We start from the raw sequence: 25,445 nt of genomic DNA on the forward strand, positions 1-25,445 counted from the left end.
GTCAGGGCTTCTCGACCGGTGCGAAGGAGCCGGGCTCCACGGTCGACAATGCGACGACAGACTCGCTGCGCGCCAGAAAGCCGTGCTTCTTCATGTCGTCCAGCACGCTCTCCACATCGGCCAGCTCCGGCACCCGCGCCTTGATGAGATAGGACCACGGCCCCGTCACATGGTGGCATTCCTCCACCGCCTTGTGCGCGGAGGCAAAGATCCGGAAGGCCTCTTCATTGACGTTCTGAACCAGCGACACCCAGATGAAGACCAGAACCGGGCAGCCAAGCGCGTCAGGATCGGCGTCCACCGTGAAACGCCGGATCACGCCGCTCGCCGTCAGCCGGCGGATGCGCTCATTGACCGCCGATGCGGAAAGCCCGACCACGCCGCCAATGTCGGCAAGCGAGCGCCGGGCGTCTTCGGCGAGAAGAGTCACGATTTTACGGTCGATCTGATCCATGTCAGGCCCTGATCCTGAGAAACAAACTCAATACCGTATATTTTATCGCAAAATGAATTGCAATATGCAAAATATACAGTTTTTATAATTTTTGCCGCATAATTTGCGGCTCCGCGTCGCTTCTCACGTTCAGGCCGTCAGGCTTGCCTTTGGCAAAACGGCAGCGCGTTCCTTTTTGCCACAGCCGAAGGCGCGGGTCGAGCGGCCCACAGAGCCGGTCATGCGCCGCCATTCTCCCGCCAGTGCCGATGGGGCCCCGCCACGTCGCCTGAGCACAGATATTCCATGGCATCCCTGATCGCCTCGAGCGGCCAGTCCCACCAGCGCATCTCCAGAAGCATGGCGATCTGTTCATCGCTGAAACGCCGGCGGATCGGTCGCGCCGGGTTGCCCCCCACAATGGTGTAGGGCGGCACATCCTTTGTAACGACCGCCCGCGAGCCGATCATCGCGCCATCGCCGATGCGCACGCCGGGCATGATGATGGCTTCCGCACCGATCCACACATCGTTTCCAACCACCGTGTCGCCAGCCGGCACGTAACCGTCCCGCGCTTCCGCAAAGGCGGGCTCCTCCGACATGTAGAAGAAGGGAAACGTCGTAACCCAGTCGTTCCGGTGCCCCTGATTGCCCGCCATCATGAAAGCCGCTCCCGTTCCGATGGAACAGAAACTGCCGATCACCAGCCGGTCCACATCGTCCCGGTCGCGCAGCAGATAGCGGGCGCAATCGTCGAATGAATGACCGTGGTAATAACCCGAATAATAGCTGTACCGGCCCACGGAGATGTTCGGGTTCGTCACCTGTTCAGCGAGCGGCACACCCTTGAACGGGCTTTCGAAATAATTGTTCATGTCTGCTTGCTCCAAAGGATCAACGTTTCTGCGGTCAGCGGCCTACCGCTCCCGACCGTGCCAGAACGCATCGCTGATCCGGTTCATGCCGATGCGTTCATAGAAGCCCACCGCATCCGGCACGGAAGCCAGGATCAGGCTCACCTCCGGGCCGAGTTCGCGGCGGGTCGCATCGATCAGCCCCTGGCCGATGCCAAGCCCCTGCGCCTTCGAAGAAACCGCGAGGTCGGAAAGATAGGCGCACCACGAAAAGTCCGTCACCGAGCGGGCCACGCCCACCAGCGGCTTTCCCTCCACATTGCGCCGCGCCGTCATCACCAGACCAGCGCCCGCGATCATGCGCTGAAGCCGCGCCTCGTCATCCACCGGGCGGATCGCATCCAGACCGGACTCGCGCAGCACCTGGGCAAACTCGGACACCGGTAAATCCGGCTCGCAGGCGTAAAGAACAGCGGGTTTCTCCATCATGACGCGCAGCAATGCCGTTTTGCCCCGACAATGCAACCCGTTTCAGTGGCAAAAGCGCCCCGCAACCCGCGCCACGCTTGATTTGCATGCCGCCTGCCGGTACGTCCCCAGCATCCTTTCCCAAAGCCGGAGCCGCCTCGCATGTCCGTTGCAGCAAAGAACATTCCCGCACCCGATCTCGTTCCCGTCCGCCGTGCGCTCCTGTCGGTCTCCGACAAGAGCGGCATCGTCGATTTCGCCCGCGCGCTCTCGGGCCGCAATGTCGAGATCGTCTCCACCGGCGGCACGTCCAAAACACTCGCCGGCGAAGGCATCGCCGTGCGCGACGTTTCGGAGCTGACCGGCTTTCCCGAGATCATGGACGGGCGCGTGAAGACGCTGCATCCGGGCGTTCATGGCGGCCTGCTCGGCATTCGCGACGATGCGGACCATGCGAGCGCAATGAAAGAACACGACATCGCGCCCATCGACCTTCTGGTCATCAATCTCTACCCGTTCGAAGAGGTGCGTTTCGGCGGTGGCGATTATGCAACCACGGTCGAGAACATCGACATCGGCGGCCCGGCCATGCTGCGCGCGGCAGCCAAGAACCACGCCTATGTGGCCGTGGTCACGGAGCCGGCAGACTATGCCCGCATCCTCGAGGCCCTTGCCGAAAACGATGGCGCACTGCCCTATCGCCTGCGTCAGGAACTGGCCGCCAAGGCCTTCGCCCGCACCGCAGCCTATGATGCGGCCATCTCCGGCTGGTTCGCTGAAACGCTCGCGGTCGACGCACCGGATTTCCGCGCCGTCGGCGGCAGGCTCAAGGAAGTGATGCGCTACGGCGAGAATCCGCACCAGAAGGCAGGCTTCTACGTCACCGGCGAAAGCCGCCCCGGCGTCGCCACCGCGACCCAGCTTCAGGGCAAGCAGCTTTCCTACAACAACATCAACGACACGGACGCCGCTTTCGAACTCGTCTCCGAGTTCTCACCGGAGCGCTCCGCCGCCGTCGCCATCATCAAGCACGCCAATCCGTGTGGCGTGGCCGAGGGCGCGACGCTGCGCGAAGCCTATGAGAAGGCGCTCGCCTGCGACCCCGTCTCCGCATTCGGCGGCATCGTGGCGCTCAACCGCCCGCTCGACGCGGAAGCGGCCACCGAGATCGTCAAGATCTTCACCGAGGTCATCATCGCGCCCGACGCGACCGAAGAGGCGCGCGCCATCGTCGCAGCCAAGAAGAACCTGCGCCTGCTCGTCACCGGCGGCCTTGCCGACCCGCGCGCACCCGGCCTCTCCGTCAAGACCGTGGCCGGCGGCGTTCTGGTCCAGTCGCGCGACAATGGCGTGGTCGATGATCTCGACCTCAAGGTCGTGACCAAGCGCGCGCCGAGCGAGAAGGAAATGGCCGACCTCATCGTCGCCTTCCGCATCGCCAAGCACGTCAAGTCGAACGCCATCGTCTATGTCCGCGACGGCGCGACCGTGGGTGTTGGCGCCGGCCAGATGAGCCGTGTCGATTCCGCCCGCATCGCCGCCCGCAAGGCGGAAGATGCAGCCGAAGCTGCCGGCAATGCAGAGCCGCTGACCAAGGGATCGGTCGTCGCTTCAGACGCCTTCTTCCCCTTCGCCGACGGACTTCTGTCCGCCGTTGAGGCCGGCGCCACCGCCGTCATCCAGCCGGGCGGCTCCATGCGCGACGACGAAGTCATCGCCGCCGCCGACGAGCATGGCATTGCCATGGTCATGACCGGCATGCGCCACTTCCGCCACTAGAGCAATTCCAGGAAAAGTGGGAACCGGTTTTCCGGCCGGAATTGCGCAAATACAATAAGCTAGAGCGTTCTCGCAATTCCAGGAAAAGCGGGAACGCTACGCCTGAACAGACAGATCAGGAGGCATCCGCCTCCTGATGCCTGCTCTTGACGAAGGGCACCAGCACAAGGCCGATGAGGAACAGCGCCAGGATCGGCGTCACGCCGAGACGCTGTGCATCCTCATTCGAAAAGCCGAAACTCTCCGAAGCGAAATAGCCCGTCGCAATGGCGATGGCGAACGGCCCGATAAAGGCCGTGGCCTTGCCCGAAAGGGCATAGAGCCCGAAGGCTTCCGTCACCCGCTCGCGCGGCACCTGGTCCACCAGAAGCGTGCGCGACGCCGCCTGTATCGAACCGCCCGCAGCCCCGATGAACGCACCCGCCACGAAGAAGGCGATGTCCGGCAGGCTGCTTGCCCCGCCGCCGCTGATCGGCATGAACAGGAGCTCGTCGCGCGTGGTGGAGATCACCAGAAGCGCGCACAGCGTCAGCACCACGATGGAGATGCTCACCACGAGTTTCGGCCCGAACCTACGGTCCATCCGCCCGCCGAGCCACGCGCCCAGCGCGCCCGTCACATTGGCGAGAATGCCGAACAGGCCGATCTGCGTGATCGACCAGGACAGCACGCCCGCCGCATAGATGCCGCCAAAAGCATAGAGCGCGTTGAGCGCATCGCGATAGAACATGGATGACAGGAGGAAGCTGAAATAGCTGCGCTGTCCCGGCAGCCGCTTCAGCGTGCCGCCCAGCCGCTTCATCCCCTCGCGGATCGCTCCCGTCGCCGCCCTGCGGCGCGGCGCATCCGGCGTGAACAGGAACATCGGCAGCACGAACAGCGCATACCACAGGGCCGTCAGCGGCCCTGCCGCGCGGTCGCCCTCATGCGTCGCCGCATCAAGGCCGAAGATCGGCTCGAAGCCGAGCAGCGTGCGGCCCGTGTCCGGCTGCGCCGCCATGAAGCCAAGCACCAGCACCAGCGACAAAAGCCCGCCAATATAGCCAAGCCCCCAGGCCGAGCCCGAAAGCCGGCCAAGCTCGGAGCGCGGCACAAGGTCGGGCATCATCGCATTGTTGAAGACGGCGGCGAATTCCATACCGAACACGGCCAGCGCGACGCCCATGAGAATGAGCGTGACATGCCCCCCGCCCGGCGTGGCGAACCACAGCGAGGCGCAGGCGATGATGCCGATCAGCGAGAACACGAAGATCCACGGCTTGCGCGGCCCCGTCGCATCGGCAATCGCGCCAAGAATGGGCGAGGAAAGCGCAATCGTGAGACCGCCGATCCCCGTCGCCAGCCCCCACAGCTCCTGTCCGCGCGCCGCATCCGGCGCCACGGAGGCGGCGAAATAGGGCGCAAAGACGAAGGTGATGATGAGGGTATGAAAGGGCTGCTGCGCCCAGTCGAACAGCATCCAGCCCCAGATGCCACGGCGGGGCACAGTCCTGTGCTCCGCTTCTGGCCGGTTCATAACCGCGTCGTCCGGCGCCCCGGCTGCATCAGACACTCAGGTCACTCATCAGACCGGACGCAACGGTGAGACGTGACACGGTCAGGTCACCGCCCTCCACCAGCGAGTGCAGACGTTCGCGCACGCGCACGACATGCTCGCCGCCGGCCTCGACCCATTTCGCAGCCGGATCGTCGTCCTTCGCGTAATCGGTGAGTGCTGCAATGCTCATGCCACGACGGGCCGCGCTGATCATGTCGGTGGCGCGGAACAGCGCCAGCCCGTCATAATAGTCCGACGGCACGATGGCATGCGCGGCATCCTCGATCCGGCCGATGCGGAAGGCCTCGGTGACACCGAAGAACGCCCTTGCGGCCTTCTCCAGCGGCGCACCGGATTTCTCCGCCACCAGTTCGATGTCCGGCACCATCTGCGCAACCGAGAGGAAGGCGAGACGCCTGGCCAGTTCCTCGGGCGCACCGGAGGAGACAAGCTGCGCCTGACGATTGTCCAGACGCTCGCGCATGAAGGCGGGCAGCATCGGCAGAAGCTTCGGCTCCAGCGCTTTGCGCGCGGCCAGCAGGCGCTCGATGCGCTGCCCGACGGTTTCCTTGCCGCTCACATTCTTGAGCTGCCAGGAGGTCGCCGCGTAGATCAGACGCCAGACGAGCTGGTAGAGCTCGAGCTGCGCCATGCCGTCGATCTGGTTGTCCAGCGCGTCGATGGCCCGGTAGACGCCACGCAGTTCGAAGCCCTCGCGCACCACGGCAAAGGCGGCGACGATATCGGCGGCCGGCTGTCCCGTCAGATCCTGCAGGCGCGTCACGAAGCTCGGCCCGCCACGGTTGATCACATCGTTTGCCAGTTCGGTGGCGATGATCTCGCGCTTCAGACGGTGCGCACGGATTTCCGTTTCATACTTCTTTGCCATGAGGTCGGGGAAGTAGGCGAACAGATCCTCTTCCAGATGCGGCGCATCCGGCACCGGGCTCGCAACGATCTCATCGAACAGCACGATCTTGGCATAGGCCAGAAGCACGCCGATCTCCGCACGCGTCAGCGGCTCGCCGCGGCTTTCGCGGTCGGCCAGCTCCTGCGGCCCGGGCAGGAACTCGACTGCCCGGTCGAGAAGCCCGCGCTGCTCGAGCAGCGTCATCATGCGCGCCTGATGCGGCATTTCCGGCATGCCCCGCTTGACCACCTGCGAGATGGCCAGCGTCTGCTGGTAGTTGTTGGCCAGCACAAGCCCTGCAACCTCGTCGGTCATCTCGGCCAGAAGCTTGTCGCGCGCAGGCCGTTCGAGCCCGCCGCCGCGCATCGCCGCCGCCAGCGCGATCTTGATGTTGACCTCCACGTCCGACGAGTTCACGCCGGCCGAGTTGTCGATGGCGTCGGAGTTGCAGCGGCCGCCCTTCATGCCGAACTCGATGCGGGCAAGCTGGGTCATGCCCAGATTAGCCCCTTCGCCGACCACTTTCGCGCCCACTTCACGCGCAGCCACGCGGATCGCGTCATTGGCCCGGTCGCCCACATCCTGATCGCTTTCGCCAGCGCCGCGCACATAGGTGCCGATGCCGCCGAACCACAGAAGGTCCACCGGAGCGCGCAGGATCGCCATCATGATCTCGGTGGGAGACGCCGTCGTTTTGTCGAGCCCGATCGCGTCAGCCGCCGCCTTGGGCAGCGTGATCGACTTCTGTGAACGCGAGACGATGACACCGCCCTTGGAGAGCTTGTCCTTGTCGTAGTCCTGCCAGCTTGAACGCCCCATGTCGAAGAGGCGCTTGCGCTCGGCATAGGAAACCGCCGGATCCGGATCGGGGTCGATGAAGATGTCGCGGTGATCGAACGCCGCCACCACCTTCGTGCAGGTGGAGAGCAGCATGCCGTTGCCGAACACGTCGCCCGACATGTCGCCCACGCCCACGGCGGTGAAGGGCTCCGTCTGGATGTCGCGGTTCATCTCGCGGAAATGCCGCTTCACGGCCTCCCACGCACCGCGCGCGGTGATGCCCATCTTCTTGTGGTCGTAGCCGGCCGAACCGCCCGAGGCGAATGCATCGTCGAGCCAGAAATCATGTGCCTGACTGATGCTGTTTGCCGTGTCGGAGAACGTTGCCGTTCCCTTGTCGGCGGCCACCACGAAATACGGATCGTTGCCGTCATGGCGGACCACGCCTTCCGGCGGCAGAACCCTGTCGCCGTCCAGATTGTCGGTCAGCGACAGAAGGCTGGAGATGAAGTTGATATAGGCTGCACGGCCCGCCTCGAAGACTTCCTGGCGGTTGCCGCCAACGGGCAGACGACGCGGGTAGAAGCCGCCTTTCGCGCCCACGGGCACGATCACGGCATTCTTCACCTGCTGCGCCTTCACCAGTCCCAGTACCTCGGTGCGGTAGTCCTGCGCACGGTCGGACCAGCGCAGGCCGCCACGCGCCACAGGACCGTAGCGCAGATGCACGCCCTCCACTTCCGGTCCGTAGACGAAGATTTCGCGCCACGGGCGCGGCTGCGGCAGGCCGGTGATGGCGCGGGAATCGAATTTCAGCGCCAGCGACCGCACAGCCTCGTCCTCCTTCGGACGATAATGGTTCGTGCGCAGCGTGGATTCGATGAGGTTCAGGAAGCGGCGGATGATCGTATCGTCATCCAGGTTCGGCACCGCATCCAGATCGGTCTCGATGGCCTTGCGCAGCGCTTCCGCCTCGTCCTTCGCACTGGCCTTTTCGGCCCGCGCCGGGTCGAAACGCACCACGAAGAACTCGAACAGTCTGCGCGCGATCTGCGGATAGCGGTTCAGCGTCGCCGCGATGAAGCCCTGGCTCTGCGGAATGTTGGCCTGTGCCAGGAAGCGGCTGTAGGCGCGCAGAATGGCGATCTCGTCCACCCGCAGGCGCGCCGTCTGCGCCAGCGCGTTGAGGCGGTCGTCATCATGCTCGCTGCGCCAGACCGAAAGGAACATCTCCTCGAACAGCGCGCCCTCGTCCGAAAGGTCGATGGCCCCGTCAAAAGCGTTCTCCAGCTCCATGTCATGCACGAAAATCTGGGCGCTGTCGGTGTCGTCGGCGTCGCCGACCTCGAAGGTCCGCTCGCTGATCACACGGAAACCCATGTTCTCCAGCAGCGGCACGCGCTCGGTCAGCGGCACCGGCGTATCGTAATGATAGATCTTCAGCGCGGCCTGCGCCTCGTCCTGATCTTCATGGCGATGGAAATCGATGGCGATCGGGTTCTTTCTGGAGAGCCGGCTGATGCGCTCGGCATCGATCAGCGCCGTCTCCGCCGAGAAACCGTTGCGGTAGCTGTCGGGGAAGCCAGCCGCCACCTTGGCGAGCTTGATGTCGGCGCCGGTTTCTTCCACCGCCTCCTGCAGCGCGTCGTCCCATGTGCGCACGATCTTGCGGATTTCGGCTTCCAGCGTCTCCGTCTCGATGCGCGGGGTCTTGCCGCCCGAACGCCCGATGATGAAGTGAACACGCGCCAGCGTGCCTTCCGGGAAGGCCGGATAATAGGCCGAGACGCGGCCCTTGAAGACGTCCTTCAGGTAATTGCCTATCTCCACGCGCGCCTGCGAATCGTAGCGGTCGCGCGGCACGAAAACGATCACCGACACGAAGCGGTCGAACTGGTCGACGCGGTAGAGGGCGCGCACGCGCGGGCGCTCGCCCAGCGCAAGGATCGCCTCGGCATGCTTGCGCAGGATCGGCAGGCCGATCTGGAAAAGCTCGTCGCGCGGATAGGATTCCAGCACATTGGTGAGCGCCTTGCCCGAGTGATCGGTGGGCGCAAAGCCGGATTTGACGATCACGGCTTCCGCCTTGGAACGCAGATACGGGATCTTCATCACCGAGCGCGTGTAGGCGGTGGAGGTGAACAGGCCGACAATGCGCAGCTCGCCGGTCAGCTTGCCCTCATCATCGAATGTCTTGATGCCGATATAGTCGAGATAGGCGCGGCGGTGTACAACCGTCTTGGCGTTTGCCTTGGTCACGATGAACGGATCGGGACCATGCAGGAAGGCACGGATTTCCGGCGTCGTCGAAACGGTCTCATTGCCGCGACGCAGAACCAGGACGTCGGGATCGGACAGGATGCCGAGGCCCTTCTTGTCGGCGCGCTCCAGCGTGCCGCTTTCCTCACCGCCGGTGTAGAGGAATTCGCGCATGCCGAGGAAGGTGAAATTGTCGTCGCGCAGCCATTCCAGGAAGGCAATGGCCTCGGCCACGGCGTCTTTTTCCAGCGGCACCGGCGCGTAGCGCAGCTCGGTGATCTGCTGGTCGAGCCGGGCCAGCATCGGCTTCCAGTCGGCAACGGCCGCGCGCACCTGCGCCAGCGTCTTGTCGAGCTGCGCCTTCAGGCTCTCGCTCTGCTCGTCGGTCAGTTTCGGCAGGTGAACATGGATAAGGCTCACCTTGTCATCGCCGGGGCCGACCTTGGTGTTCGCCACGTCGCCGACGATCTCGTCCACGCCGTTCTTGCCATGCCGGACAACCAGAACCGGATGCAGCACCAGCGTCGCCTCGACGCCGAATTCGCTGAGTTCGCTCATCACCGAGTCGAACAGGAACGGCATGTTGTCATTCACGAGCGTCACCGTCGTGACGCCCCGGCCGCAACGCTCCACGCCGGTACTGTTGTCCACGCGGACCACGCTGGTGCCGGGTTTGTGCGCCGAAATCGCCGACGCTGCGTCCTCGGCCGCCAGCAGCAGTGCGGCGTCCTCATACGCGCGAAGGTCCTCCGCTGGTGCGCGCGACAGAATGATCTGATGCACGCTCTCCACGCCTCCAGTCTTGCCCTTGGCTCCGCCCTTCTTGGCGGTCTTGGAGGTCTTTGCTTTGGCTACCATGCCGAAAAATCCCTGTTGGTTTACCAAACTGGCCCATCGTATTCAGACAAAAGCGGTTTGACGACCCGTCATTCCACCATGCAGGCTCCATACACCTCTATTCCTATCGAAAGGGTGTTCGCAAAATGACGCAACCGGTCACTGCATTGCATTTTCCGCCTCTTGAAGGCCTGAGCGAAGAGACGGAAGCCTATTTCGCAAAGTGCCGCGAAAAGCTGGGCCTCGTTCCCAACGTTCTGCTTGCCTATGCCTTCGATGAGAACAAGCTCAGGGCGTTTACCCAGATGTACAACGACCTGATGCTGAGCGATTCGGGGCTTTCCAAGCTCGAACGTGAAATGATCGCCGTTGCCGTCTCCAGCGTGAACCACTGCTTCTACTGCCTGACTGCCCATGGCGCGGCGGTGCGCGAGCTTTCGGGCGATCCCGTGCTTGGCGAACTGATGGTCATGAACTACCGCGCGGCCCGGCTCGATCCGCGACAGAAGGCGATGCTCGATTTCGCGGTGAAGCTGACCGAAATCCCTGACAAGATCGAGGAAAAGGACCGGCAGGCGCTCCGCGAGAGCGGATTTTCCGAGCGCGATATCTGGGACATCGCCGCCGTCGCCAGCTTCTTCAACATGACCAACCGCATGGCCGCTGCCGTCGATATGCATCCCAACCCCGAATATCACGCCGTGGCGCGGGAGCCCGCAGAGAGGTAACCGGCCCAGGGTCAGGACCCTACCGGTGAACCCTGATTCGGGTGCGCGGGCCGATCAGCGGCAGAATGCGGGCCATGGCCTGCGGCGAAACCGCGATACAGCCTTCGGTCGGCGGAAAACCGGGCCTGGCGATGTGGAAAAAGATCGCGCTGCCGCGATTGCGCATTGCCGGGCGCATGTTCCAGTCGGAGACCATGCACACATCATAGAGCCGGTCCTCGCGCTCCATCCGTTCATGGCTTGCCGGATAGGGCAGCCGGACGGGGCGGTTGTAATTGCGGTCGCCGGAAGCATCGCACCAGCCATCGCGCGGATCGATGCGCGTCATCGCAAGGCGGGATGCGGGCGGGCCGGAGCGGGCGCGGTCGCCGCGAAAATAACCGTAGAGCAGGCGCATCCGGGTGAGCGGCGTTGCGCCGTCGCCCTCGCGTTTCAGCATGGTCGTGCCGCCGCGCCCGAGCGCACAGGGAAAAACGAGCGGCCCGACCGTCAACAGCGCCTGGGTCGGTTTTCCCGGCCTGCGCCGCACCTCGATCAGATCAACCTTTTTGCCGGCTTTGTACTGCATTCTGGGAAAAACCCGCGTCTTCGAATATGTTGCCCTGTGGAACAAATGTTCGCCATGGTCTTTTCGCACTGTCACGTTCCGCATAAAGCTGGAATGGTCAACACTGCAATTCCATTTGAACCAGCAAACGTTTTCCTGGATAGTGGATCGAATTATGACGTCACGCACCATCCTAATCGTTGATGATGATGAAGACCTGAGGACGACTCTCGTCGAGCAATTGTCGCTCTATGAAGAGTTCGACATTCTTCAGGAAGAAACGGCAACGAAGGGCATACAGGCTGCGCGCAGCGCAATTGTCGATCTGCTCATCATGGATGTCGGCCTGCCCGACATGGATGGCCGCGAGGCCGTCAAGCTTCTGCGCAAGGGCGGTTATCGCGCGCCGATCATCATGCTGACGGCGCAGGACACCGATTCGGACACCATTCTCGGGCTCGAGGCCGGCGCCAACGACTATGTGACCAAGCCGTTCCGCTTCGCGGTGCTTCTCGCCCGCATTCGCGCACAGCTTCGCCAGCACGAGCAGAGCGAGGACGCGACCTTCGCGGTTGGCCCCTACACGTTCAAGCCGTCGCAGAAACTTCTCCTGGACGAGCGCGGCGGCAAGATCCGCCTGACGGAGAAGGAAGCCGCGATCATCAAATATCTCTACCGCGCCGAGCAGAAAGTGGTGACCCGCGACGTGCTCCTGGAAGAGGTATGGGGCTACAATTCGGGCGTGACGACGCACACGCTTGAGACACATGTTTATCGCCTTCGGCAAAAGATCGAGCGTGATCCTTCCAAAGCTGAAATTCTTGTGACAGAAAGCGGTGGTTATAAGCTCGTTCCGTGAGTCAGCGCGTAAGGCGTTTACAGATCGTCGGGGACGGGTCGGGGACGACGTAAATGGCGCTGGACGATGACATTCGCATTCTGTCCGGTGTGAGTCTTTTCGAAGGGTTCACGCGGGAGCAGTTGCGCCTCATGGCCTTCGGCGCCGAAAGCATGACGCTTTCCGCCGGACGGGATATCTATGGGGAAGGCGCTTTTGCCGACTGCGCCTTCATTGTCGCCTCGGGAAAAGTCGTCCTTTTCACCGAACATGACGACAAGCGGCAGATCATCGAAACGCTTGGGCCGGGCCAGATCATGGGCGAATTCGCGCTGATCGCGGAAGGCCGGCGCATGACCAGCGCGATGACCGAAAGCGAAACGCGGCTGATCCGCGTCAGCCGCTCGACCTTTCACCGCATTCTCGAAGAATTTCCCGAAACGGCCATGCGCCTGCACCAGCGGATTTCGAAAAATCTGCAGGCGATGATCGCGCGCATGGAAGAGGCCGCGTCGCGCCTTATCCGGTGATTCGCACGGTTTGGAGATTTTTCCGGAATTTGCTCTGAAACGGGCTCGTTTTACGCCGTTTCAGGGAAAAACCGGAAAAATTCCGAAAAAAGAAATCAGCCGAAATCGAAGCCGGCAATCACCGGCACATGGTCCGACGGACGGTCCCAGCCACGCGCCTCGCGCAGCACCTCGATCCGGCTGAGCGCCGGCGAGAGGTTGGGCGACGACCAGATGTGATCGAGCCTGCGGCCGCGGTCGGAAAGCGCCCAGTCCTTCGCACGGTAGCTCCACCAGGTGAAAATCTTCTCTTCCGGCGGGATCTTCTCGCGCATCAGGTCCACCCAGCCGCCTTCCCTGCGCAGCCGCTCCAGCCCTTCGGTCTCGACCGGGGTGTGGCTGACCACTTTCAGAAGCTGCTTGTGCGACCAGACATCGGTTTCCAGCGGTGCGATGTTCAGATCGCCGACAAGGATCGAACCGGAGTTGCCGTCCTCTTCCGCCCGCAGGGCGTGCATCTCGGCAAGGAAATCGAGCTTGTGGCGGAACTTCGGATTGATGTCCGGGTCGGGCTCGTCGCCGCCGGCGGGAACGTAGAAATTGTGCAGGAGCACGGAACGGCCGGGCGCGGCCTCGACGGAAACGGAGATGTGGCGGGTGTCGCCCATGCCGCAGAATTCGCGTTTCTCGACCAGTTTCAGCGGCCGGCGGGCAACGGTGGCGACGCCGTGATAGCCCTTCTGGCCATGGATCGCGATGTGCTCATAGCCGGCCTTGCGGAAGGCGGCGGCGGGGAACTGGTCGTCAGCGCATTTGGTTTCCTGCAGACACAGGACATCCGGACTGTAGCGCTCCAGAAACTGCTCGACGAGCGGCATGCGCAGCCGCACGGAGTTGATGTTCCAGGTGGCGATGGAGAAGGGCATGAAACGGGTCCGGGATTGATCGCTTGCGAGAAGCGTAAAATTGCCCGGAAGCCGCAGCGAAGACAAGCGCGGCATTCTGTCGAAAAGGAAAAGGCCGGGCTGTCCACAGCCCGGCCCCTCATAAAACGCGCAGAAACGCCCGGTCAGCGCTTGTTGCGGCTCATCTTGTCGACGCGGCGATAGTCGATCTCGAACACGCTCGGATCGAAGGTCACGCCCTGCTGGACGTTGAAGATCATGACCGTCGTGTCCTTGCCCTGCGCGTCGGTGATGGTCCACTGGCGCAAATCGTAGGAGGCGGAATCGAACATCATGGTGATGGTCGAGTTTCCGAAGACCGACTTGTCGGCCATCTTGATCGTCGTCAGGTCATCGTCCTCGCGAACGGTCTGAACCTTGTCACCGGACAGGTCGATGCGCTCGTCGAGCAGCAGCTTCAACGGCGTCTTGGACAGCGGATAGAGATCCGCCGTGTTGAGCTTCTTGTTCATGATCACCACCGAGCTGCCGTCGGAAGTGACGCGGAAGCCGGAGGGGGCTTCATAGTCGAAGCGGATCTTGCCCGGACGCTCGATGTAGAACTTGCCGCCGGTCTGCTCGCCACGCGGCCCAAACTGCACGAACTCGCCCATCATGGTGCGGACGCTGGAAAAATGCGCCGCAATCTGATCAGCGCTCTGGGCGGCCTGCGCCACCATCGGCGCGACAAGAGATGCCGCCAGAGCCAGTGCTGCAATGGCTGCGCGTCGCGCCAGAAAGTCGGTTGCCCGAAAAATCATCGTGTTCGATCTCCACATTTGCCCCACCGGTAACCAACCAGTAGGGCCGAATTTTGGCTGCCCGATAACGACCTGACGGGCCCCGGGTTCCAGCGTTGCGGGCCGGTGTCAGACCTCGTCCTGCTCGGTGGGCACGAGGATTTCGCGCTTGCCGGCGTGATTTGCCGGGCCGACGACGCCCTCTTCCTCCATGCGCTCGATGATCGAGGCGGCACGGTTGTAGCCAATGCCCAGACGACGCTGGATGTAGCTGGTGGACGCCTTGCCATCGCGCAGCACCACGGCCACGGCCTGATCGTAAGGGTCTTCGGAATTGCCGAGATTGCCGCCGCCACCGGAGCCTGAGCCGCCGGAACCGCCATCATCCTCGTCTTCATCCTCGGTCACGGCGTCGAGATAATCGGGAATGCCCTGCGTCTTGAGATGCGCGACGATGCTCTCCACCTCGCCATCGGACACGAAGGGACCGTGGACACGCTGTATACGGCCACCACCGGCCATGTAGAGCATGTCGCCCATGCCCAGAAGCTGCTCGGCGCCCTGCTCGCCCAGAATGGTGCGGCTGTCGATCTTCGACGTCACCTGGAAGGAGATACGGGTCGGGAAGTTGGCCTTGATCGTGCCGGTGATGACGTCGACCGACGGACGCTGCGTGGCCATGATCACGTGGATGCCGGCGGCGCGCGCCATCTGCGCCAGACGCTGCACCGCGCCTTCGATGTCCTTGCCGGCGACCATCATCAGGTCGGCCATCTCGTCGATGATGACGACGATGAACGGCATCGGCTCGAGATCCAGTTCCTCGCTCTCGTAGATCGCCTCGCCGGTCTCGCGGTCGAAGCCGGTCTGCACCGTGCGTTTGATCGTCTCGCCCTTCCTCTTGGCGGCGACCACGCGCTGGTTGAAGCCGTCGATGTTGCGCACACCGACCTTGGACATCTTGCGGTAGCGGTCTTCCATCTCCCGCACGGTCCACTTCAGCGCGACCACGGCCTTTTTCGGATCGGTCACGACCGGGGTGAGAAGATGCGGAATGCCGTCATAGATCGACAGTTCGAGCATTTTCGGATCGATCATGATCAGGCGGCACTGCTCGGGCGTCATGCGGTAGAGCAGCGACAGGATCATGGTGTTGATGGCCACCGACTTACCCGAACCGGTGGTGCCGGCAACGAGGAGGTGGGGCATCTTGGCGAGATCGGCGATGACCGATTCGCCATTGATGGTCTTGCCCAGCGTGAGCGCCAGCTTGGCCTTGCTCGATTCGAAATCGCGGCTGGCCAGAAGTTCGCGCAGGAACACGGTTTCGCGCGTCGAATTGGGCAACTCGATGCCGATGGCGTTGCGGCCGGGAACAACGGCCACGCGGGCCGCTATGGCGCTCATGGAGCGGGCGATGTCGTCTGCCAGGCCAATGACGCGCGACGACTTGATGCCGGGGGCCGGCTCCAGCTCGTAGAGCGTGACGACCGGGCCGGGCCGCACGTGAATAATCTCGCCCTTGACGCCGAAATCTTCCAGAACGCCTTCGAGAAGACGGGCATTCTGCTCAAGCGCGTCGCGGGACAGCGACGGATCCTTGGTCGAGGTCTTGGGCTCGGCCAGAAGGTGCAGCTCCGGCAGCTCGAACGTGCCGCTATCAAGGAAGGAAGGCTGGGCCTCGCGGCGCACCCGCGCGCCCTCGGCAGGCCGGGGAGCAGGGTTTTCCACGCGCTGCTGCGCAGCCGGCGCGGCGGCAGGAGCCGCCTGAGAGACAACGCGTCTCGGCGCGGCGGGCTGCTCCACGACACGGCGCGGTGCGGGCTCATCGAATTCGGGCTCCACATGGACGCGGGGTGCGACCACGGGCGCATCATTGAAGTCGGGCTCGACGCGCGCCTCATCCCCGAAGTCGTCGCCGAAATCGTCATTGAAATCATCGAAGGGAACATCGTCCGCGATCGGCTCGGCAGCACGCCCGCGACGCCGCTCGCTCCGCTCGCCGCGCACAAGGTTGCGGCGGAAGAAGGCGCAGAACGACAGCCACCAATGGGCCATGTAGCCAAGAATGACCGAACCGCCGCTTTCTTCATCTTCATCAAGCGTGTCGAAGGGCGATTCGTCTTCCATCTCGTCGTCGAAGGGTTCGGCGTCGGGGCGCGAGAGAATGCCGGCGCCAAACGCAAGCAGCCAGCCAGAAGGCAGCGCCAGAACGGCAGCGATGACAAAGCCGAATATGCCGCGCGGATAAGCACCGGTGAACTTGGCCGGGAGGGACAGGATCGCATCGCCGAGAACGCCGCCAAGCCCGGTGGGCAGTGGCCAGGTGGCGGGCGGCGCGAAAGCGCCGACAATGCCGGCAGCCAGAACCGCGCCCAGGAACCATGCGCCGGCGCGCTTCAGGCCGCGGTCGATTTCACGGCCGAGCAGGAGCAGCGCGCCCCAGCAGACGGCCGGAACCAGACCGACCAGCGCGGCCAGGCCATAGAACTGCATGGCGAGATCGGAGAACACCGCGCCGGGATAACCCATGGCGTTGGTGACCGGATTTGCCGTGGCGTGGCTGAAACTGGGGTCTGCGACATTCCACGTAGCCAGCGCGGCCACCGCGAAGGCCACAAACGCCAGAAGCGCCAAACCACCGATTCGCGCCGCCTGGCGACGCAAAAATGCCTGCAGACCGTAGCTGTTTTCACTCATGGCCAGGAATGCCGAAGACCCGGAACTCATGCGCACAATTCTCCGCTCGCGCTTGGTTTCCGACGCGAACCGCGCCGTAATGACTCAAGGCCGACCCTAGCGGCCCGATGGTTAAGGCGGCATTAACCATGGAGGGGTGGGCGATGATTTCTCGCCGCCCGACAAAAAAGGGCCCGGCGAACCGGGCCCATCAGGAAGGCAACCGGCCCGAAGGCCGATTGTCAGGCAAGGCATGCGATGACTTAAATCATTGTGGGAGCATCGGATTTGCCCGAAAACCGGTCTCCACTTTTTTGTCCGATGCTTTAGATCGCCGTGCATCCATTTGGACGAACCAAGGACGATCTACATTTTTGCCGGAGCATCGGAACAACCCGAAAACCGGTTCCCACTTTTCGGTCCGATGCTCATCTGCCATGCATGGGCATGAACTCGGGATAGGCTTCCACCCCGACTTCGGCCACGTCGAGACCGTTCATTTCGTCCTCGGCGCTGACGCGCAGACCCATGGTCTGCTTGAGAACCATCCAGACCACATAGGAGACGACGAAGGTGAACGCGCCATAGGCGACGATGCCGACGATCTGCACGCTGAAGCTGGCGTCGGAGTTGGTGAGCGGGACGGCAAGCGTGCCCCAGATGCCTGCAAGAAGGTGGACCGGGATGGCGCCGACCACATCATCGATGCGCAGCTTGTCGAGCAGCGGCACTGTGAGCACCACGATGATGCCGCCGACAGCGCCGATGACAATCGCCATGAACGGGCTGGGCGTGAGCGGCTCGGCGGTGATGGACACGAGGCCGGCCAGCGCGCCGTTCAGCACGAAGGTGATGTCGACCTTCTTGTAGAGCACCTGCGTGAGAAGCAGCGCCGCCACCACGCCGGCAGCCGCCGCCAGGTTGGTGTTGGCGAAGATGCGGCTGATATCGGAAGCATCGGCATTGGTGCCCATGGCGAGCTGCGATGCGCCGTTGAAGCCGAACCAGCCGAGCCAGAGAATGAAGGTGCCAAGCGTGGCGAGCGCCATGTTGGACCCCGGGATCGGCGAGACACGGCCATCAGAGGCATATTTGCCATTGCGCGCACCCAGAAGAAGCGCGCCGGCAAGGGCTGCCCAGCCGCCAACCGAGTGGACCAGCGTGGAACCGGCGAAATCCTGAAAGCCCATGGCGTCGAGCCAGCCGCCGCCCCACTTCCACGACCCGGCGATGGGATAGATGAAGCCGGTGAGAACGACGACGAAGATCAGGAACGGCCACAGCTTGATTCGCTCGGCCAGCGTGCCCGACACGATGGATGCCGCCGTGGCGACGAAAACCATCTGGAAGAACCAGTCGGAGGCGACCGAATAGTCACCTTCGTTGGCCGTGCCGGCGGCCGGCCAGCTGTAGGGCGCGAAGGAGCCGATATAGCCCGACACATCCACATACATCAGGCTGTAACCCACCACCCAGTACATGAGGCCGGCGATGGAATAGAGCGCGATGTTCTTGAGGAGCTGCATGGACACGTTCTTGGTGCGCACCATGCCGGCCTCGAGCATGGCGAAGCCGGCCGCCATCCACATGACCAGAAAGCCGCCCATCAGGAACAGCAGCGTGTTGAAGATGAAGGCCGTCTCGGCGGCCGAGGCGAATTCGGGCGCTGTTTCCTGCGCCAGCGCCGGCAGGGGCATGGTTGCCAACATGGCCGCCAGTGCGAGCCCGCCCGGCGCCAGCGGACGTGCGGCGTTTTTCAGTGTTCGATACATCATCTGATTCTCCATCGGAATATGCCGCCTAAAGCGCTTCGACGCCGGTTTCGCCGGTGCGGATGCGCACCGCGCGATCAAGCGCGTGGACGAAAATCTTGCCGTCGCCGATCTGGCCCGTGCGCGCGGCCTCGGCGATGGCCTCGACCGCCCGGTCGACCAGGTCGGAATCGACGGCCACCTCGACTTTGATCTTGGGCAGGAACGTCACGGCGTATTCTGCGCCGCGATAGATCTCCGTGTGTCCTTTCTGTCGTCCGTAGCCCTTCACCTCTGTCACGGTGAGGCCCTGAATGCCGAGGCCGGTGAGCGCTTCGCGCACGGCCTCCAGCTTGAAGGGCTTGACGATTGCCATCACGATTTTCATGGCAGTTCACCTTTGCTGTTGCGGGGTTCCCGCGGGTTGCCTGCATCGCGCGAACCGCCATGCGGGCCGCGTCAGCAAAGGAGAAACAAATGCCGTGCCAGTTTGACGGCGCGTCACTCAAGACATTGAAAAAGATATGAAAAAAGAAAACCGGCGCTGAGAGAGCTCAACGCCGGCAAATCATAAATGAACAGAAATTAGGCAGAATATACGATTTGCCTATTTTGTACGCAGACGCACCAGGCCTTCCTGGGCCACTGATGCGACCAGCGTGCCATCGAGCGCATAGAGGCTGCCGCGTGAGAAGCCGCGCGCGCCCTGCGCGGACGGACTGTCCTGCGTGTAGAGCAGCCAGTCGTCGAGCCTGTGCGGGCGATGGAACCACATGGCGTGGTCGAGACTTGCCATCTGGATATCGGGATCGAAACCGTTTCGCCCATGGGCGAAGGTGGAGGTATCGAGCAGGGTCATGTCGGAGAGATAGGCAAGCACGGCGGCCTGAAGCGCGCGATCATCCGGCACAGGACCGGTGGTGCGGATCCAGACATCCTGGCGCGGCGGCAGCTTGTCGCGGCTGGTGTAGTGCTCGACGATGACGGGGCGCACTTCTATAGGACGCTCGCGCGCCCAGTAGCGGCGGATGTTTTCCGGCACGCTGTCGCCGAACTCCTGCAGGAATTCGCGCTGGGTACGCAGGTTTTCCGGCGGGGTGACATCCTGCGGCATGGGGATCTGGTGATCGAGGCCGGGCTCTTCCTTCTGGAAGGAGGCCGAAAGCGAGAAGATCGCATGGCCATGCTGGATGGCGACGACGCGGCGCGTGGTGAAGCTGCCGCCATCGCGGATGCGGTCGACCTCGTAGATGATCGGAACGGCGGGATCGCCCGGCCGCATGAAATAGCAGTGGAGCGAATGGACATGGCGGGCGGCATTGACGGTGCGCTGCGCCGCGACAAGGGCCTGACCAATGACCTGACCGCCAAAAACACGTTGCCAGGCCGATTGAGGGCTGCGACCACGAAACAGATTGTGTTCCAATGTCTCAAGATCGAGTATGGCGAGTAGGTCTTGCATGGCCGACGACATTAACGGATCCCCTCCGGCAGCTTGAAACGATGGCTGACGGTTTCCAAGACGAAGGCGGGGGTCAAGTCAAGCCAAGCAGTGACACGCCCGGCGAATACGGGCACAGAACCGGTGACGAACGAGGTAACGGCATGGCCAAGAGCACGAAACAGACTTCCACGCGGGAGCTGGACATCCTGATTGCCGGGGCGGGCTATGTGGGCCTGGCGACCGCCGTCTCGATCTGCCGCGCGCAGCCGAACCTGAAAGTGGCGCTGGTGGACGCCGCGCCCGAAGGCGTGTGGCAGCGCGACGGACGCGCATCGGCCATCGCCGCAGCGGCCTGCCGGATGCTGAAGCGTCTCGACTGCTGGGACGAGATCGAGCCGGAAGCACAGCCCATCACCGAGATGGAAATTACCGATTCGCGCACCGCCGACCCGGTGCGCCCCGTGCTCCTGACCTTTGGCGGCGAAGCCGAAGCGGGCGAGCCCTTCGCGCATATGGTGATGAACCGGCACACCAACGGGGCGCTGCGCGCCCGCGCCGCCGAATGCGGCATCGAGATCATCGAGGGCGTGGCGGTGGAGGGTTTCACCGATATGGGCGGCCATGTGGAGGCCAGCCTTGCCGACGGCTCCACCTGCCGGGCACGCCTGCTGATCGCCGCCGATGGCGTGCGCTCGCGGCTGCGCGACATGGCGGGCATCAAGACCGTGCACTGGGGATATGGCCAGTCGGGCATTGTGTGCGTGGTGGCGCATGAGCGCCCGCATCACGGCCGCGCGGAAGAGCATTTCCTGCCGGCCGGCCCCTTCGCCACCCTGCCGCTGAAAGGCAACCGCTCGTGCATCGTGTGGACCGAACGCACCGAGGATGCGGAGCGGCTGGTCAATGAGGACGACCTGGTGTTCGAGCAGGAGCTGGAGCTGCGCTTCGGCCTGAAGCTCGGCGAGATCCGCGTCGAGGGTCCGCGCCGGGCATGGCCGCTGGGACTGACGCTGGCGCGCGACTTCGTGAAGCCGCGCTTTGCGCTGGCGGGCGATGCGGCGCATGGCATCCACCCCATTGCCGGACAGGGGCTCAATCTGGGCTTCAAGGACGCGGCGGCGCTGGCCGAGGTGATCGTCGAGGCCGAGCGGCTGGGCGAGGATATCGGCGCGCTCGACGTGCTGCAGCGTTATGAGCGCTGGCGGCGCTTCGACACGGTGCAGATGGGCGTGACGACCGACGTTCTGAACCGGCTGTTCTCCAACGACATCGCCCCGGTGCGGGCGCTGCGCGATTTCGGCCTCGGGCTGGTTGAACGAATGCCCTCCATGAAGCGTTATTTCATCCAGCAGGCCTCGGGCATCGCCCCCGGCACGCCGAGACTGCTGCGCGGAGAGGCAATCTAGGGCGATCTGGCCTTTCCGTCTCAACGCACTATTTCAACGAGGAGAAGACCATGGCTATGAAACGGCATGCGAACGTCACCTGGAAGGGATCGCTGGTTGAGGGCTCAGGCAGCCTCGACACGCAAAGCGGTGCGCTTTCGGGCCTCCCCCTCGGCTTCAAGGCCCGCTTCGAGGACGAAAGCGGCAAGACCGGCACCAATCCGGAAGAACTCATCGCGGGCGCGCATGCAGGCTGTTTCGCCATGCAGCTCTCGCACATGCTGGCAGGCAACGACACGCCGGCCGACAAGCTGGACGTGCGCGCCGATGTCTCGCTGCAGCCGGCCGAGGGCGGCGGCTTCGAGATCACCAAGAGCGCGCTGACACTGGTGGGCAGCGTGCCCGGCCTCGATGAAGCGAAATTCATCGAGATCGCCGAGAAGGCAAAGGCCTCCTGCCCCGTCTCCAAGGCGCTTGGCGCCATCGAGATCACGCTGGACGCCAAATACGGCTGACGACACTTTCGCGATGAAAACCGTCGGCCGACGCAACGGAAGGTCGTTCGATGGACACACTTCGCAACCAAAAACCGGGTGATGCAGCTAGACTTTCCTTACGAAACAAGTCGTTCGGGAGGAATGACATGCTGCAGACCCACACACCGCGGACGCTGAAAACCGCGGCGCAGAAATCGACACTCACAATCACCGACATCACGGCCGAGGCCGCGAAGCTGGACGCGTTCGACAATCACGAGCGCGTCTGGCACGGCCGCGATGAGGAACGCGGCCTGAACGCCATCGTGGCGATCCACAACACGGTGCTTGGCCCCGGGCTGGGCGGCACGCGCGTGTGGCCGCACGAAACCTTCGAGGCCGCCCTCACGGACGTTTTACGCCTCTCGCGCGGCATGACCTTCAAATCAGCCGTGGCGGGCATGGCGTTCGGCGGCGGCAAGGCGCTGATCATCGCCAATTCCAAGACCGACAAGACACCGGCTCTTCTGGAAGCCTATGCCGAGATGCTGGCAGCACTGGAAGGCCAGTTCTTCACCGGCGAGGATGTGGGTTTCACGGTCGCCGATGCGGACTTCCTGCGCGCCCGCACCCCCAATGTGACGGGCACCACGGTGGGCGGCAGCGGCAACCCCTCGCCCGTGACGGCGCATGGCGTTTTCCTGGGCGTGAAAGCGGCGCTGAAGCATCGCGGCGTCGACACGCTTGAGGGCGTGCATGTGGCCGTTCAGGGGCTGGGCTCGGTCGGCTGGACGCTGTGCGAGAAACTGCATGCGGAAGGCGCGCGGCTTTCTGTGACCGACATCGACACGGCCCGCATGGCACAGGCGAAAGAGGCGTTCGGCGCAGAGCCTGTTGCGCTCGATGCGATCCTGCAGGTTGAGGCGGATGTGTTTGCGCCGTGCGCGCTGGGCGGCGTGCTTTCGGCAGAAACGATCCCCCTGCTTGGGGCGAAGATCGTTGCGGGCGCGGCCAACAACCCGCTCGTGAACCATGAAGACGCCCGGCTTCTGATGGAACGCGGCGTGCTCTATGCGCCCGACTATGTGATCAATGCCGGCGGGCTGATCAATGTCGCGGCAGAACTCGCGCCCGGCGGCTATGACCGCGAGGCGACCATGGCGAAAGTGGCGAAGATCCCCGAAACGCTGACCGACATCTTCGAGCGCGCGGAAGCGCAGAAGCGGCCAACCAATGACGTTGCGGCGGAGATTGCCTTTGAACGCATCGACGCCGCGCGGAACGACGCTGCGGGATAAGGCTCTGATCCAAGCTTGGGAGACGGGCGGGGAACAACCCGCCCGCCCTGCCGGATGAGAATTACTTTATGCCGGTGAAGGCGGCGTCGCCCCAGACCTGCTGAACGCGCGCATCGCGGCCACAGCCCTTGCGATACCCCTTATAGGCATCCTTCTTCTTCACCAGTCCGAAGCGAGAGAGAATGCGCTCGTCGCTCTGATAGTAGTTCTGGTGATAGTCTTCCGCCGGCCAGAAAGTGGCCGCGCCAAGAACCGGCGTGACGACCGCGCCGCCAAGCGCCGCATTGGCCTCTTCCTTTGCCTTTTCGGCAGCGGCTTTCTGTTTGTCGTTCAGCGCATAGACAGCGGTGGAATAGCTTTCGCCCCGGTCACAGAACTGGCCGCCGGCATCGGTGGGATCGACCGAGCGGAAGAAGATTTCCAGCAACCGGTCATAGCTGACCTTCGCATCGTCAAAATCGATTTTCACCACTTCACGGTGCCCGCCCGAAGCGTAATTGCGGTAGGTGGGATTCTCGGTCCTGCCGCCGGCATAGCCGGACACCGTGTCGAGCACGCCCGGCACCTTGTCGAAATCCGCCTCGACACACCAGAAGCAGCCGCCGGCGAGAATGGCCGTCTGCTTTTCAGCCGATGCCGGCTGCGACACCGCCACCATGGCGGTGAAGGAAAAGGCAGCAGCCAAAAGGGAACGTCGCAACATGAAAGTCTCTCCTGTGTTCCCGCACAGAGCTACCGCGCCGGGCGACGAATTCAAATCAAGCCGCTACACGCTTGCGTGAGGTGACGGGACGGCGGATCGCCTTCCCCCAGCGGCCTGCCTCCATGGACACGCAGGCTGCCGGGAGGCAGTATCGCGACCAGACGAAAGCGCAGGCAGGAAGACGATGCTCGGCATTCTCAGAAACCAGACATATAGCCGGCTTTTTACCGCGCAGGTGATCGCCCTTCTGGGAACCGGGCTGATGACCGTGGCGCTGGGACTGCTCGCCTATGAGCTTGCCGGGGCGGATGCGGGCGCGGTGCTGGGAACGGCGCTCGCCATCAAGATGATTGCCTATGTGGGCGTTGCGCCGGTGGCGCAGGCGCTGTCGGACAATCTGCCCCGGCGCGCGCTGCTCGTGTCGCTGGATGTGTTTCGCGCGGCGGTGGCGCTCTCGCTGCCCTTCATCACCGAGGTCTGGCAGATCTATGTTCTGATCTTCCTGTTGCAGGTGGCCTCGGCAAGTTTCACGCCGACCTTTCAGGCGGTCATTCCCGACATTCTGCCGGACGAGGAAGAATACACCCGCGCCCTTTCGCTTTCGCGGCTGGCCTATGACCTGGAAAACCTGATCTCGCCGATGCTCGCAGCCGCACTCCTGACCGTGATCAGCTTCCATTATCTGTTTGCAGGGACGGTGGCCGGCTTTCTGGTTTCGGCGGTTTTGATTCTCAGCATCACACTGCCCGCAGCCACGGCCAAAACGCGCCGCAGCTTTGCCGAACGCACGACACGGGGGATGCGGATCTATCTCGCCACACCCAGACTGCGCGGCCTGCTGGCGATCAGCCTTGCCGTAGCTGCGGCGGGCGCGATGGTGATCGTGAACACGGTGGTTATCGTGCAGGCGCGGTTCGGCCTGAGCGAGGTGGAGGTCGCGTGGGCGTTCGCAGCCTTTGGCAGCGGCTCAATGGTGGCCGCGCTGGCGCTGCCGCAATTGCTGGACCGGGTTGCAGACCGGCCCGTGATGATCGCGGGGGCGGTTATCCTGACCGTCGGCACCGCACTTGGAGCGGCGGTGAACAACTATGCGGCCCTGCTGCCGCTCTGGCTGGTGATCGGCATCGGCTACAGCGCCGCGCAAACGCCCTCAGGCCGGCTGTTACGACGCTCGGCGCAGTCGGAAGACCGTCCGGCGATCTTTGCCGCACAGTTCGCGCTGTCGCATGCCTGCTGGCTTGTCTCATATCCGCTGGCGGGGCAGCTTGGCGCGCGCATCGGCCTTGAAGCCACCTTCCTGGTGATGGCCGCGATCGCGGCAGTCGCCATCGTGCTTGCCGTAAAATTCTGGCCGGCAGAGGAGGCAGCGGACATTCCGCATGAGCATCCGGAACTTGCGCCGGATCACCCGCATCTGCGCGAACACAGGACAGGCGGGAAGCACCGTCATGCCTATGTGATCGACGACCTGCACCCACGCTGGCCGAGCGCGGCCTGACAGGGGGCCGGGTTTCCGAGAAGCGGAAACGAAAACGGGCCGGCAAAA

Annotated in this window: 21 protein-coding genes; 8 read left to right on the forward strand and 13 right to left on the reverse strand. The window is 63.5% G+C overall.

Annotation, left to right across the window (positions count from 1 at the left end):
- Position 1 precedes the first annotated feature (1 nt).
- The 3 genes from DEJ54_RS04110 to DEJ54_RS04120 form a co-directional block, all read right to left on the reverse strand.
- Positions 2-454, reverse strand: a complete 453-nt coding sequence (locus DEJ54_RS04110; RefSeq protein WP_113153449.1) for an Lrp/AsnC family transcriptional regulator — start codon at positions 452-454, stop codon at positions 2-4.
- 218 nt (positions 455-672) lie between these two features.
- A complete protein-coding gene (gene catB / locus DEJ54_RS04115; protein ID WP_113153450.1) occupies positions 673-1,308 on the reverse strand; it encodes a type B chloramphenicol O-acetyltransferase in 636 nt (211 codons plus the stop codon).
- Between the two features lie 42 nt (positions 1,309-1,350).
- Positions 1,351-1,776 (reverse strand): GNAT family N-acetyltransferase, encoded by a 426-nt coding sequence (locus DEJ54_RS04120; RefSeq protein ID WP_113156067.1) that lies wholly within the window; start codon positions 1,774-1,776, stop codon positions 1,351-1,353.
- Between the two features lie 141 nt (positions 1,777-1,917).
- On the opposite strand from DEJ54_RS04120, the gene purH reads away from it, so the two are divergent.
- On the forward strand, positions 1,918-3,534 hold the full coding sequence (purH, locus tag DEJ54_RS04125; RefSeq protein WP_113153451.1) for a bifunctional phosphoribosylaminoimidazolecarboxamide formyltransferase/IMP cyclohydrolase: 1,617 nt from the start codon (positions 1,918-1,920) through the stop codon (positions 3,532-3,534).
- Between the two features lie 115 nt (positions 3,535-3,649).
- On the opposite strand, the gene DEJ54_RS04130 is transcribed toward purH, so the two are convergent.
- Both DEJ54_RS04130 and DEJ54_RS04135 read right to left on the reverse strand, forming a co-directional pair.
- The gene (locus DEJ54_RS04130) at positions 3,650-5,050 is read right to left on the reverse strand and encodes an MFS transporter (protein ID WP_113153452.1); all 1,401 of its coding nucleotides are present in this window, start codon (positions 5,048-5,050) and stop codon (positions 3,650-3,652) included.
- Between the two features lie 28 nt (positions 5,051-5,078).
- A complete protein-coding gene (locus tag DEJ54_RS04135) occupies positions 5,079-9,878 on the reverse strand; it encodes an NAD-glutamate dehydrogenase (protein WP_113153453.1) in 4,800 nt (1,599 codons plus the stop codon).
- Positions 9,879-10,003: 125 nt separating this feature from the next.
- Between DEJ54_RS04135 and DEJ54_RS04140 the strand changes: the two genes are divergently transcribed.
- The gene (locus tag DEJ54_RS04140; RefSeq protein ID WP_113153454.1) at positions 10,004-10,585 is read left to right on the forward strand and encodes a peroxidase-related enzyme; all 582 of its coding nucleotides are present in this window, start codon (positions 10,004-10,006) and stop codon (positions 10,583-10,585) included.
- 19 nt (positions 10,586-10,604) lie between these two features.
- On the opposite strand, the gene DEJ54_RS04145 is transcribed toward DEJ54_RS04140, so the two are convergent.
- A complete protein-coding gene (locus DEJ54_RS04145; RefSeq protein ID WP_113153455.1) occupies positions 10,605-11,153 on the reverse strand; it encodes a L,D-transpeptidase in 549 nt (182 codons plus the stop codon).
- Positions 11,154-11,307: 154 nt separating this feature from the next.
- Between DEJ54_RS04145 and DEJ54_RS04150 the strand changes: the two genes are divergently transcribed.
- Positions 11,308-11,991: a response regulator transcription factor gene (locus DEJ54_RS04150; RefSeq protein WP_113153456.1), complete on the forward strand. Its 684-nt coding sequence runs from the start codon at positions 11,308-11,310 to the stop codon at positions 11,989-11,991.
- A gap of 53 nt (positions 11,992-12,044) precedes the next feature.
- Positions 12,045-12,500 carry a Crp/Fnr family transcriptional regulator gene (locus tag DEJ54_RS04155; RefSeq protein ID WP_113153457.1) on the forward strand — a complete coding sequence of 152 codons (456 nt, stop codon included), beginning with the start codon at positions 12,045-12,047 and terminating at the stop codon, positions 12,498-12,500.
- A gap of 95 nt (positions 12,501-12,595) precedes the next feature.
- On the opposite strand, the gene DEJ54_RS04160 is transcribed toward DEJ54_RS04155, so the two are convergent.
- From DEJ54_RS04160 to tesB, 6 genes are all read right to left on the reverse strand, one after another.
- The gene (locus DEJ54_RS04160) at positions 12,596-13,405 is read right to left on the reverse strand and encodes an exodeoxyribonuclease III (RefSeq protein ID WP_113156068.1); all 810 of its coding nucleotides are present in this window, start codon (positions 13,403-13,405) and stop codon (positions 12,596-12,598) included.
- Positions 13,406-13,548: 143 nt separating this feature from the next.
- Positions 13,549-14,184, reverse strand: coding sequence for an outer-membrane lipoprotein carrier protein LolA (locus DEJ54_RS04165; protein WP_113153458.1), 636 nt, complete (start codon positions 14,182-14,184; stop codon positions 13,549-13,551).
- Positions 14,185-14,292: 108 nt separating this feature from the next.
- A complete protein-coding gene (locus DEJ54_RS04170) occupies positions 14,293-16,893 on the reverse strand; it encodes a DNA translocase FtsK (RefSeq protein ID WP_113153459.1) in 2,601 nt (866 codons plus the stop codon).
- 377 nt (positions 16,894-17,270) lie between these two features.
- Positions 17,271-18,617 (reverse strand): ammonium transporter, encoded by a 1,347-nt coding sequence (amt, locus tag DEJ54_RS04175; RefSeq protein WP_113156069.1) that lies wholly within the window; start codon positions 18,615-18,617, stop codon positions 17,271-17,273.
- Between the two features lie 25 nt (positions 18,618-18,642).
- A complete protein-coding gene (locus DEJ54_RS04180; RefSeq protein WP_113153460.1) occupies positions 18,643-18,981 on the reverse strand; it encodes a P-II family nitrogen regulator in 339 nt (112 codons plus the stop codon).
- Positions 18,982-19,200: 219 nt separating this feature from the next.
- Positions 19,201-20,067 carry an acyl-CoA thioesterase II gene (gene tesB / locus DEJ54_RS04185; protein ID WP_113153461.1) on the reverse strand — a complete coding sequence of 289 codons (867 nt, stop codon included), beginning with the start codon at positions 20,065-20,067 and terminating at the stop codon, positions 19,201-19,203.
- Positions 20,068-20,198: 131 nt separating this feature from the next.
- On the opposite strand from tesB, the gene DEJ54_RS04190 reads away from it, so the two are divergent.
- From DEJ54_RS04190 to DEJ54_RS04200, 3 genes are all read left to right on the forward strand, one after another.
- On the forward strand, positions 20,199-21,443 hold the full coding sequence (locus DEJ54_RS04190) for a ubiquinone biosynthesis hydroxylase (protein ID WP_113153462.1): 1,245 nt from the start codon (positions 20,199-20,201) through the stop codon (positions 21,441-21,443).
- A gap of 56 nt (positions 21,444-21,499) precedes the next feature.
- Positions 21,500-21,937, forward strand: a complete 438-nt coding sequence (locus DEJ54_RS04195) for an OsmC family protein (RefSeq protein WP_113153463.1) — start codon at positions 21,500-21,502, stop codon at positions 21,935-21,937.
- A 128-nt stretch (positions 21,938-22,065) separates the two neighbouring features.
- A complete protein-coding gene (locus DEJ54_RS04200) occupies positions 22,066-23,196 on the forward strand; it encodes a Glu/Leu/Phe/Val dehydrogenase (protein WP_113153464.1) in 1,131 nt (376 codons plus the stop codon).
- A gap of 61 nt (positions 23,197-23,257) precedes the next feature.
- Here DEJ54_RS04200 and msrA read toward each other — a convergent pair whose 3' ends face one another.
- Complete coding sequence (msrA, locus tag DEJ54_RS04205; protein ID WP_113153465.1) at positions 23,258-23,899, reverse strand: peptide-methionine (S)-S-oxide reductase MsrA; 642 nt, start codon at positions 23,897-23,899, stop codon at positions 23,258-23,260.
- A gap of 184 nt (positions 23,900-24,083) precedes the next feature.
- Here msrA and DEJ54_RS04210 point away from each other — a divergent pair, with 184 nt between their 5' ends.
- On the forward strand, positions 24,084-25,397 hold the full coding sequence (locus DEJ54_RS04210; protein WP_113153466.1) for an MFS transporter: 1,314 nt from the start codon (positions 24,084-24,086) through the stop codon (positions 25,395-25,397).
- The last annotated feature ends 48 nt before the right edge of the window (positions 25,398-25,445 follow it).

The sequence above is a fragment of the Nitratireductor sp. OM-1 genome (assembly GCF_003296175.1).
Lineage (GTDB): Bacteria > Pseudomonadota > Alphaproteobacteria > Rhizobiales > Rhizobiaceae > Nitratireductor > Nitratireductor aquimarinus.

Bases quoted from the DNA above. Each gene is read 5' to 3' on its own strand.
- DEJ54_RS04165 (WP_113153458.1), bottom strand. From the start codon at position 14,184: ATGATTTTTCGGGCAACCGACTTTCTGGCGCGACGCGCAGCCATTGCA.
- DEJ54_RS04210 (WP_113153466.1), top strand. From the start codon at position 24,084: ATGCTCGGCATTCTCAGAAACCAGACATATAGCCGGCTTTTTACCGCG.
- DEJ54_RS04155 (WP_113153457.1), top strand. From the start codon at position 12,045: ATGGCGCTGGACGATGACATTCGCATTCTGTCCGGTGTGAGTCTTTTC.
- DEJ54_RS04160 (WP_113156068.1), bottom strand. From the start codon at position 13,405: ATGCCCTTCTCCATCGCCACCTGGAACATCAACTCCGTGCGGCTGCGC.
- DEJ54_RS04145 (WP_113153455.1), bottom strand. From the start codon at position 11,153: ATGCAGTACAAAGCCGGCAAAAAGGTTGATCTGATCGAGGTGCGGCGC.
- amt (WP_113156069.1), bottom strand. From the start codon at position 18,617: ATGATGTATCGAACACTGAAAAACGCCGCACGTCCGCTGGCGCCGGGC.
- DEJ54_RS04120 (WP_113156067.1), bottom strand. From the start codon at position 1,776: ATGATGGAGAAACCCGCTGTTCTTTACGCCTGCGAGCCGGATTTACCG.
- DEJ54_RS04110 (WP_113153449.1), bottom strand. From the start codon at position 454: ATGGATCAGATCGACCGTAAAATCGTGACTCTTCTCGCCGAAGACGCC.
- DEJ54_RS04135 (WP_113153453.1), bottom strand. From the start codon at position 9,878: ATGGTAGCCAAAGCAAAGACCTCCAAGACCGCCAAGAAGGGCGGAGCC.
- DEJ54_RS04180 (WP_113153460.1), bottom strand. From the start codon at position 18,981: ATGAAAATCGTGATGGCAATCGTCAAGCCCTTCAAGCTGGAGGCCGTG.
- purH (WP_113153451.1), top strand. From the start codon at position 1,918: ATGTCCGTTGCAGCAAAGAACATTCCCGCACCCGATCTCGTTCCCGTC.
- DEJ54_RS04140 (WP_113153454.1), top strand. From the start codon at position 10,004: ATGACGCAACCGGTCACTGCATTGCATTTTCCGCCTCTTGAAGGCCTG.
- DEJ54_RS04170 (WP_113153459.1), bottom strand. From the start codon at position 16,893: ATGAGTTCCGGGTCTTCGGCATTCCTGGCCATGAGTGAAAACAGCTAC.
- msrA (WP_113153465.1), bottom strand. From the start codon at position 23,899: ATGTTGCGACGTTCCCTTTTGGCTGCTGCCTTTTCCTTCACCGCCATG.
- DEJ54_RS04200 (WP_113153464.1), top strand. From the start codon at position 22,066: ATGCTGCAGACCCACACACCGCGGACGCTGAAAACCGCGGCGCAGAAA.
- DEJ54_RS04130 (WP_113153452.1), bottom strand. From the start codon at position 5,050: ATGAACCGGCCAGAAGCGGAGCACAGGACTGTGCCCCGCCGTGGCATC.
- DEJ54_RS04150 (WP_113153456.1), top strand. From the start codon at position 11,308: ATGACGTCACGCACCATCCTAATCGTTGATGATGATGAAGACCTGAGG.
- catB (WP_113153450.1), bottom strand. From the start codon at position 1,308: ATGAACAATTATTTCGAAAGCCCGTTCAAGGGTGTGCCGCTCGCTGAA.
- DEJ54_RS04190 (WP_113153462.1), top strand. From the start codon at position 20,199: ATGGCCAAGAGCACGAAACAGACTTCCACGCGGGAGCTGGACATCCTG.
- tesB (WP_113153461.1), bottom strand. From the start codon at position 20,067: ATGTCGTCGGCCATGCAAGACCTACTCGCCATACTCGATCTTGAGACA.
- DEJ54_RS04195 (WP_113153463.1), top strand. From the start codon at position 21,500: ATGAAACGGCATGCGAACGTCACCTGGAAGGGATCGCTGGTTGAGGGC.